Source organism: Burkholderia sp. 22313 (assembly GCF_052045245.1).
GTDB lineage: Bacteria > Pseudomonadota > Gammaproteobacteria > Burkholderiales > Burkholderiaceae > Burkholderia.
Genome location: NZ_JBQEON010000023.1, coordinates 111,747 through 120,882, shown reverse-complemented (window position 1 = coordinate 120,882; position 9,136 = coordinate 111,747). Strand labels below are relative to the sequence as shown.

Below are 9,136 nucleotides of genomic sequence, written 5' to 3'. Positions count from 1 at the left end.
TGCGGATTCAACCCGTCGATGCAACGAATTGATGAAAGCGCTCAGCCGGTGTATCGAAGTCTAGCGTCTTTCGAGGACGCTCATTGAGCCGCCTGGCAACAGCGTTGAGCGTGGCCTGTGAATAGGCCGAGAGGTCGATTCCCTTCGGGAAATACTGTCTGAGGAGCCCATTTGTGTTCTCGTTCGAGCCCCGTTGCCAAGGGCTCTGCGGATCACAAAAATAGACCTTGATGTCGGTGGCCACGGTGAAACGCGTGTGATCGGCCATCTCTTTGCCTCGATCCCAGGTCAGTGATTTGTATAGTTCATGAGGAAGCTTGCCGGCGTGTCGGATCAATGCGTTGATGACCGTTTCCGTATCCTTACTGGCAACCTTCACCAGCATCACGAAGCGGCTCTGACGCTCGACGAGCGTGGCAATCTGGCTGTTCGCGCTGCCGAACAGCAAATCGCCTTCCCAGTGGCCCGGTATCGCACGATCATCAACGGTCGCGGGGCGTTCACTAATCGGGACGGTGTCGCAGATTCTGCCGTGGTCGTCGGTCTTCATCGTGTGATGACGCGAACGACGCATAGCTCGCGAGCGCCGTAAATGCTCGAGCAATTCCTTTTTGAGCGCACCACGAGCTTGTATGTAGAGGCTGCGGTATATGGTCTCGTGCGACACCTGATAGTCCCTGTTGACCGCGTACACGTGCTTTAGCCAACCGGCGATCTGCTCGGGCGACCACTGCAGCCGGAGCTTGCTTGCCACGACCTGGGCAAGTTCTCGGTTCCTGACGAGCTTACAGATTTGTGGGCGACGGGCTCGTTCCCAAGCAAGTTCGTCAGCATTGTTCGCCCGATAGCCCGGCATACCTCCGTTCCGCTTGAGCTCGCGGCTAATGGTCGACGGAGCACGTCCGATTCGATTCGCAATCGCGCGAATCGAATCGCCAGCAATCACCGCGCGCGAGATCTCCTCCCGCTCGGCAAGGGTCAGTGCCAATCTCGAACGGTGCCGTTGCTTTGGCTGTATGCCGCCCGCTTCCGCCAGAATCCGTTGTACCGAGGAATGGTTCCGATCAAACAACTGGGCGATCTGCTGCAGCGACTCGCCCGTGCGCCAACGCTCCCACATTAACGCCTTTTGGGTATCTGTATAGTAGATCCGCCGTCTCTGTTTCATGGCAACACTCCTTGCTGCTATGCAGCTTCAAGTGTGTTGCATCGACGGGTTGAATCCGCAATTGAAACCAGGCATCCATGTGCGCGGCACGGATCTCCGACAAGGCCTGAAACGACGCCATACCGCCCGAGTTCAACTCGTTCAGGAGCGCCCCTAGCCGGGAGAGGTCGAACACTCCCGAGTCGCCAGTAGCAAACATCAGCAGCAGGAATACCGCACAACAGATGACCATCTCGGACTTTAAGGCGCACTGCGGCGACGAACCGTGTCGGCAAAATTGATCCCGACAGCGTCGACCTTGACTAGAACTCTCCAATACCAGGACGTCGCACTTCGAGATCGACTGGCGTCAGCACCTCCGGTCCACCGGTACTTGCAATTTGCACCGCCTTCATTTCCGTCCACCACCCAACGTCCGTATAAACGCGTCGTCAGGTGCCGGTTTCATTGGCGCCCGGTTGTTCCGGGGTCTTTCCGGTACTGCGGTGACGCAGGAGCCATGTGATCCCACCATTTTTACCCGGCAACGAATATCTCCAAATCTACCCGATACTTCGGCATCCGTATCTCTCCGTATCGCGGTTATAGTACGGCGGTCGCACCGCCGTCTACTGCAAGGATCTGTCCGGTGATGTGCTTGCCTGCATCCGATGCGAATAATGCGACGGCGCCCTTCAGATCCTCGCTATCGCCAATGCGCCGTAATGGGAGTCCTTCCGCAACCTTGTCCGGGCCCAATTGGGTGAGCAAGCCCCGCGTCATGTTGGACGGAAAAAAGCCCGGCGCAATCGCGTTGACCGTGATGCCGTATTGCCCCCACTCACCCGCGAGCGTTCGTGTGAAATTGACAACCGCTCCCTTGCTCGCGTTATAGGCAATGGTGCTCATCGCATCAGGCGGATTTCCCCTGAGGCCGCCGATCGATGCCATGTTGACGATTCGGCCGTATCCACGCGGGATCATCGACCGCTTGCCAATTTGCTGGGTGAGCAGGAAGAGGCCTCGGATGTTGAGGTTCATGACCTTGTCCCATGCCTCGATCGGGTGGTCCTCCGCCGGCGCGCTCCAGACCGCGCCCGCGTTGTTCACGAGTATGTCGACGCGACCCAACCTGGCGAGCGCCTCGTCAGCCAGACGATGAATATCTGCGTCGATGGAACCGTCCGCTGCGACGAAGTCCGCCTCAATGCCGAGCGACGCCAGATGCGCCTGCGCCTCTTGCAACTCGTCGGTTTTGCGCGCAGAAAGAACGATGCGCGCTCCAAGTTCGCCGAGTGACTCGGCGAGTTGAAGACCGAGACCGCGTGAGCCGCCAGTGACGAGCGCGGTTTTTCCTGAAAGATCGAATAATTGTTTGAGCGTACCCATGGTGTCTAATCCGCACTATTCCTGTTTCTGCGACGCTTCTTGCGCAGACATCAAAAAACTTCGAACAACCCTGCTGCGCCTTGGCCGCCCCCGATGCACATCGTAACGACGACATATCGAGCACCACGGCGCTTACCCTCCAACAGCGCATGCCCGACGAGGCGCGCGCCGGAAACACCGTACGGATGTCCCAATGCAATGGCGCCGCCATTGACGTTGAGGCGCTCCATCGGAATGCCGAGTTTGTCGGCGCAGTAAAGCACCTGGACAGCGAATGCCTCGTTCAACTCCCAAAGGCCGATGTCATCGACCGTTAAACCGGCCTTCGCAAGCAGCTTAGGTACGGCGAACACCGGCCCGATACCCATTTCGTCCGGCTCACATCCGGCAACGGCAAAACCCCGGAATGCGCCGAGTGGCTGCAGGCCGCGGGCCGAGGCCAGCTTGCCGTCCATGACGACAGCAGCTGATGCACCATCGGAGAACTGGCTCGCATTACCAGCCGTAATCACGCCTCCCGGCAAAGAAGAACGAATTTTCGAAAGGCCTTCCAGCGTCGTATCGGCACGGATGCCTTCATCGACAGACACCGTGACTTCGCGCGTGCCGAGTGATCCGGTCTTCGCGTCGGCGACGCCCATCACTGTGGTGATCGGCACGATTTCGTCCGCAAACCGTCCGGCGGCAACGGCATCCGCCGCCCGCTGCTGGCTTCGAACACCATACTCGTCCTGACGATCTCTCCCGATGTTGTAACGCCGGGCGACGGTTTCAGCGGTTTGCAGCATGCTCCAGTAGATGGTGGGCTTGTGCCTCTCAAGCCAGCCGTCGTTCAGCATGTGTCGGTTCATTTCCTGCTGGACACAGGAAATGGATTCGACACCACCCGCAACGAAGATATCGCCTTCACCGGCAATCACACGCTGCGCGGCCGTCGCAATCGCCTGCAGTCCAGAGGAGCAAAAGCGATTGATGGTTGCACCTGGCACGCTCGCCGGGCAGTCTGCACGCAATGCGATCTGCCGCCCGATGTTCCAGCCAGTCGCGCCTTCCGGAACGGCGCAGCCCATCAGAACGTCCTCGACTTCACCCGGCTCGATGTGCGCACGCTCGATCGCGTGTCTGACGACGTGCCCGCCGAGCGTAGCGCCGTGCGTCATGTTGAAAGCGCCCTTCCAGCTCTTCGCGAGTGCCGTCCGAGCGGTGGAAACAATCACTGCTTCAGTCATATTCGTGCTCCACATCAATCGTTGAAACCTTTGCCCACTTCGGCCAGCCGCTCGAGCGACGGGGCCGTTTGCCACGCTTCGCCGCGATACCCCTTGCCGTAGCGGCGCGTCGCTTGCGCCACGTTGTAAAGGCCTACGGTGTCGGCATGGAACATTGGACCGCCGCGGAAGATCGGGAAGCCGTAGCCCGTGAGATAAACGACATCGATATCGGATGCTTTCGATGCGATGCCCTCTTCCAGTATCCGAGCACCTTCGTTCACGAGCGCATAGACAAGACGCTCGACGATCTCGTCGTCCGAAATCACACGCCGCTCCAGACCAATATCTCTGGATTGCTGGACGATCATGTCATTGACAGCCGGTGACGGATACGCCTTGCGATCGCCCGCCTTGTAGTCGTACCAGCCTGCACCGGATTTTTGGCCGAACCGTCCCATCTCACAGAGCAGATGGGTGGTCTTCGAATACACGATATCCGGCCTTTCCACCGCATGGCGCTTGTGGATCGCCCAGACGATGTCGTTGCCGGACAGGTCGAGCATGCGGAACGGGCCCATCGCAAAGCCAAACTTCTCGATCGCACGATCGATCTGTTCCGGCAGCGCGCCCTCGTCCAGCAAATAGCCTGCTTGGCGCAGGTACTGATTGATCATCCGGTTACCAATGAAGCCGTCGCAAACACCGGATACCACCGCCGTCTTGCCGATCTTCCTGGCGAGACTCATGACTGTCGCCAGCACGTCGTGCGCGGTCTTCTCACCTCGTACGATCTCGAGAAGTTCCATCACGTTGGCCGGACTGAAGAAATGCATACCGACCACGTCGTGAGGCCGCTTCGTGAACGCGGCGATCTTGTCCACGTCCAGGGTCGAGGTGTTCGATGCCAGGATGGCTCCGTGCTTTGCGACAGCATCCAGCGCCCGGAACACGCTTTCCTTCACGCTCATTTCCTCGAACACCGCTTCAATAATGAGGTCGGCTTGCCGGAGGTCGTCATAGGAGAGTGTCGGCGTCAGAAGGGACATACGCTGCTCGACCTGTTCCTGCGTGAGCTTGCCCTTTCTGGCGTTGTCGTCGTAGTTCTTGCGGATCGCCGCGACACCGCGCTCGAGCGCGTCTTGCCGCGTCTCGAGAATCGTGACCTGGAGGCCCGCACTGAGAAAGTTCATCGCAATGCCCGCTCCCATCGTGCCCGCGCCGACGACAGCCACTTGCGTTACCGTCCGCACCGGTGTGTCGGGTGGCAGGTCAGGAATCTTCGCACCAGCACGTTTTCCGAAGAAGGCGTGACGAAGCGCTCGGGATTCCGATGTGTCCATCAGTTCCATGAACAGCTTGCGTTCGAACTTGATCCCATCGTCGAAGGCTTGCTGGACGGAAGCCTGCACGGCGTCGACACATTTGAGCGGCGCCGGAAAGTTGCGGCTGGCAGTTGCAATCGTGTTGCGCGCGAATTGCAGGAATCCGTCCGGATTGACATGCTCGATGCGGCGATCTCGCAGCCGCGGCAGTTCGTTCCGGTCCGCAGCCTGTTGTGCAAACCGCACCGCGCCTGTCAGCAGGTCGCCCTCGATGATCAGATCGAACAGGCCAGTGTCTGCCAGTTTTTCCGAGTGTACGATTCGGCCGGATACGATCATGTCGAGCGCTGCCTCGAGGCCGACGGCCCGCGGGAGGCGCTGCGTCCCCCCGGCTCCCGGAAGAACGCCGAGCTTCACTTCAGGTAGTGCAATCTGCGCACCCGGTGTGACAACACGAAAGTGGCAACCCATTGCCAACTCCAGCCCACCGCCCATGGCCACCGAATGGATGGCGGCGACAACCGGCTTGGCGCTGGATTCGATCGCTCGTATGACCGTATGAATGCTCGGTTCCTGCGTTGCTTTCGGCGTGCCGAATTCCCGGATGTCCGCTCCGGCCGAGAAGCCGCTGTCTGCCCCAGTAATGACAATGGCCCGTACACCCGCGTCGGCTGCTGCTGCGGCCATTGCCTCGACGATGGCGAGACGTGTCGTGTGCCCGAGCCCATTGACCGGTGGGTTATCGAGCGTGATAACCGCCACGTCATCGTGCACCCTGTAGTGCGCTGTCATGTTCCCTTCCTTTGTATGTGCGGCGCACGGGACGGGGTACCGTGCATCCAGGTTGAGCTATGTCGCTGCCAGTTCGATACAGACAGCTCGATTGGATCCAAAATCAAATAAACACTCGAACGTTCGGCCTTTTTTGAAGGCGAACACGAAATTCTTGTAGTGCCGCTCATCTCGAGCCCCGATAACGGGCCAGTTCCATTCGCCCTATCTGATTGCGATGCACTTCATCCGGACCGTCCGCGATGCGCAGCGACCGTGCGGCAGCATAGGCGTGCGTCAGGAAGCGATCCTGCATTCCATAGCCCCCGCAGGTCTGAATCGCCCAATCGATGACCGTGCATGCCATGTTGGGCGCTGCCACCTTGATCATCGCAATTTCGCGTGCGGCCGCCTTATTGCCGATCGCGTCCATCTTGTGCGCAGCATCCAGCACCAGTAAGCGCGTCTGGTCGATCGAGATACGTGCGTCGGCAATGCGGTGCTGCGTCACCGTTTGGTCGGCAATTGCCCGTCCAAACGCCGTTCGCGAAAGGCTACGTGTACACGTCACTTCGAGTGCACGCTCCGCGAGACCGATCAGGCGCATGCAGTGATGGATACGACCGGGGCCGAGACGCCCTTGAGCAATCTCGAAGCCGCGCCCTTCGCCGAGCAGCATGTTCGTTACCGGCACACGTACGTTCTCGAAGACGATTTCCGCATGCCCGTGCGGCGCGTCGTCGAAACCGAGCACCGGCAGATGGCGAAGAATCGTCACGCCGGGCGCGTCGCGCGGCACGAGGATCATCCCTTGCTGACGATAGCGCTCTGCCGCGTCAGGATCCGTCTTGCCCATGAAAATGAAGACCTTGCAGCGTGGATCGTTGGCACCAGAAGTCCACCATTTCCTGCCATTGATCACGTATTCGTCACCGTCACGCACGATCGAGCTCTCGATGTTCGTTGCATCGGACGAGGCCACAAGTGGCTCGGTCATTGCGAACGCCGAGCGAATCTCGCCACGCAGCAACGGCTCGAGCCACGTCTTCTTCTGCTCCTGCGTGCCGTAACGGACCAGCACTTCCATGTTGCCTGTGTCGGGGGCCGAACAGTTGAAAACCTCCGGTGCCCATGGCACCCGACCCATGATTTCGCAAAGGGGAGCGTATTCGACGTTCGTCAGTCCCGCCCCATGTTCCGAATCGGGCAGAAACAGATTCCACAAACCTTGGTCCTTCGCGTGCGCCTTCAGCTCTTCAATGAGCGCGATCGGCTGCCAACGGTCGCCGTCGCAGACTTCTCGCTCGTAACGTTCCTCGTTGGGGTACACATATTGATGCATGAATGCCGAAACACGGCGCTGCAGGTCCTTAACCTTTTCCGAAGGTTCGAAGTTCATCTATTCCTCTTCCGAATTGCGGCCGGTGCTACTGTCAAGCGGCCATCGCGCGTTCTGCGCAACCCCATCCCAGATCGCCCATCGCGGCAGCAAGTCTGCCGTGCTCGAATGCCTGATCGCTGCTTGCGTTACCGTCGAGTGCGCGCCTCATGATTCCTTGCCGAATCGCGGCCACGCGAAAGAAGTTATAGGCGAGGTAGAAGTTCCACTCACGTGTTCCAATTTCCTCAATGCCGGTACGGCGGCAGTACGCCGACACAAATTCAGCTTCATGCGGAATGCCCAGCGAAACCTTGTCGGCGTCAGTCAAGTCCGCCAGTCCGCGCGAACCGGCCGCCGGCAAGTGCCACGCGAGGCAGAGATAGGCGAAATCCGCGAGCGGATCACCAAGCGTCGAGAGTTCCCAATCGAGTACAGCGACCACTCGTGGCTCATCCCGGGCAAAGATCATGTTGTCCAGGCGAAAATCACCATGAACCAGGCTCGTCCGTTCCGCGCTCGGAAGATGATGCGGCAACCATTCGATCAATCGTTCGATGGACGCAATGTGGCCCGTCTCGGATGCGCGATACTGTTTGGTCCAGCGTGACACTTGGCGCTCGAAATAGCTTCCTGTTCGCCCGAAGTCGCGCAGACCAAGTGCGTCGATATCGATCGTATGCAGCGCCGCCATGACGCGATTCATTTCATCGAAAACCAGGCGGCGTTCGTTGGGCGTCATGCCCGGAAGGCTGGGCTCCCAGAGCACGCGGCCTTCCACGTAGCTCATGACATAAAACTCGGTGCCGATTACCGATACGTCGTCGCAATAGCAGTGCGCATGCGCGACCGGCACCGCGGATCCGTTCAACGCGCGTATCAGGCGATATTCTCGATCGATCGCGTGAGCGGACGGCAGTAGCTTGCCCGACGGCTTGCGGCGCAGAACATAGCGGGCGGATGGCGTCGTCAGCAAATAGGTTGGATTCGACTGGCCTCCCGAAAATTGCGATACGTCGAGTGGCCCGCTAAAACCACGCAAATTTCCGCCTAGCCACGATTCCAATCGCCGCACGTCGAAATCAGGGGATCGCCGTATGGCGGCCTCATGCGATCGAGTATCAGTGTTGCTTTTATCCATCACGTTATTGAAGCTTCGAGAAATCGGGACGACGCTTTTCCTTGAACGCGGCCAAGGCTTCACTACACTCGTTCCCTGTCAATTGCTTGTCGATCGCATCAAATTCCGCGTTCATTTGATCGATGACTCTCCTGCGCTCGCTCATCAACCGCTTCGTCGCTCTGATCGCGCCCGGCGCCTTCGCAGCGATAACCTCCGCAATCGCCTTCGCTTCCGCTCGAAGCTGGTCAGCCGGCACCGATCGATTGGCGATTCCCCATTCCACGGCGGTCTGCGCATCGACAGAGCGGCCGAGCGCGATCATTTCGAACGCATGAATGCTTCCGACCCGGAGCGGAAGCAGGTAGCCCGACGCCGCTTCAGGAACGAGCGCCAGGTCGACAAACGGCGCGCTGAGTTGCGCGTCGTTCGCAACGATGACGTAGTCGCAATGCAACAGCATGGTGGCGCCGACACCAATGGCTTTTCCTTGTACGGCGGCCACGACAGGAATCTCCATCGTCGCCAGACATCGTAGAAACCGCGCACCACGGCTCTTGCCGATGCCATCATGAATTGCTTCAGCGGAGAATTCGCTCAGGTCACTTCCAGCCGAGAACGTGTCACCATCAGATTGGATGAGGACGGCGTTCACGCGCTCGGCAGCTGATTCAAGCGCATCCGCAAGCGCGCCGTACATCGCTCCGGTCAACGCATTCTTCTTTTCGGGCCTCGATATCATGAGGATGAGCACCCGCCCGTCAACTTGGACCTTTATGTCGTCCACGGTGAAATCTC

General features: G+C 59.2%; 7 protein-coding genes. All 7 read right to left on the bottom strand.

Annotated elements, in window-relative coordinates; translation table 11 throughout:
• Positions 1–7: 7 nt before the first annotated feature.
• Complete coding sequence (locus tag ACTJKF_RS19825) at positions 8–1,168, bottom strand: IS30 family transposase (protein ID WP_440625376.1); 1,161 nt, start codon at positions 1,166–1,168, stop codon at positions 8–10.
• 582 nt (positions 1,169–1,750) lie between these two features.
• The gene (locus ACTJKF_RS19820) at positions 1,751–2,536 is read right to left on the bottom strand and encodes an SDR family oxidoreductase (protein WP_440625374.1); all 786 of its coding nucleotides are present in this window, start codon (positions 2,534–2,536) and stop codon (positions 1,751–1,753) included.
• A 50-nt stretch (positions 2,537–2,586) separates the two neighbouring features.
• Complete coding sequence (locus ACTJKF_RS19815) at positions 2,587–3,765, bottom strand: acetyl-CoA C-acyltransferase (protein ID WP_085043579.1); 1,179 nt, start codon at positions 3,763–3,765, stop codon at positions 2,587–2,589.
• A 14-nt stretch (positions 3,766–3,779) separates the two neighbouring features.
• Positions 3,780–5,861 (bottom strand): 3-hydroxyacyl-CoA dehydrogenase NAD-binding domain-containing protein, encoded by a 2,082-nt coding sequence (locus ACTJKF_RS19810; protein ID WP_440625373.1) that lies wholly within the window; start codon positions 5,859–5,861, stop codon positions 3,780–3,782.
• Positions 5,862–6,027: 166 nt separating this feature from the next.
• Positions 6,028–7,239, bottom strand: coding sequence for an acyl-CoA dehydrogenase family protein (locus ACTJKF_RS19805; protein WP_175765259.1), 1,212 nt, complete (start codon positions 7,237–7,239; stop codon positions 6,028–6,030).
• A 34-nt stretch (positions 7,240–7,273) separates the two neighbouring features.
• Entirely contained in the window at positions 7,274–8,359 is a 1,086-nt protein-coding gene (locus ACTJKF_RS19800; RefSeq protein ID WP_440625371.1) for a phosphotransferase family protein, read from the bottom strand.
• 4 nt (positions 8,360–8,363) lie between these two features.
• On the bottom strand, positions 8,364–9,125 hold the full coding sequence (locus ACTJKF_RS19795; protein WP_440625370.1) for an enoyl-CoA hydratase-related protein: 762 nt from the start codon (positions 9,123–9,125) through the stop codon (positions 8,364–8,366).
• Between the last annotated feature and the right edge of the window lie 11 nt (positions 9,126–9,136).

Excerpts from the sequence above, each read along its gene's own strand:
- ACTJKF_RS19800 (WP_440625371.1), bottom strand. The coding sequence starts at position 8,359 with ATGGATAAAAGCAACACTGATACTCGATCGCATGAGGCCGCCATACGG.
- ACTJKF_RS19810 (WP_440625373.1), bottom strand. The coding sequence starts at position 5,861 with ATGACAGCGCACTACAGGGTGCACGATGACGTGGCGGTTATCACGCTC.
- ACTJKF_RS19820 (WP_440625374.1), bottom strand. The coding sequence starts at position 2,536 with ATGGGTACGCTCAAACAATTATTCGATCTTTCAGGAAAAACCGCGCTC.
- ACTJKF_RS19825 (WP_440625376.1), bottom strand. The coding sequence starts at position 1,168 with ATGAAACAGAGACGGCGGATCTACTATACAGATACCCAAAAGGCGTTA.
- ACTJKF_RS19805 (WP_175765259.1), bottom strand. The coding sequence starts at position 7,239 with ATGAACTTCGAACCTTCGGAAAAGGTTAAGGACCTGCAGCGCCGTGTT.
- ACTJKF_RS19815 (WP_085043579.1), bottom strand. The coding sequence starts at position 3,765 with ATGACTGAAGCAGTGATTGTTTCCACCGCTCGGACGGCACTCGCGAAG.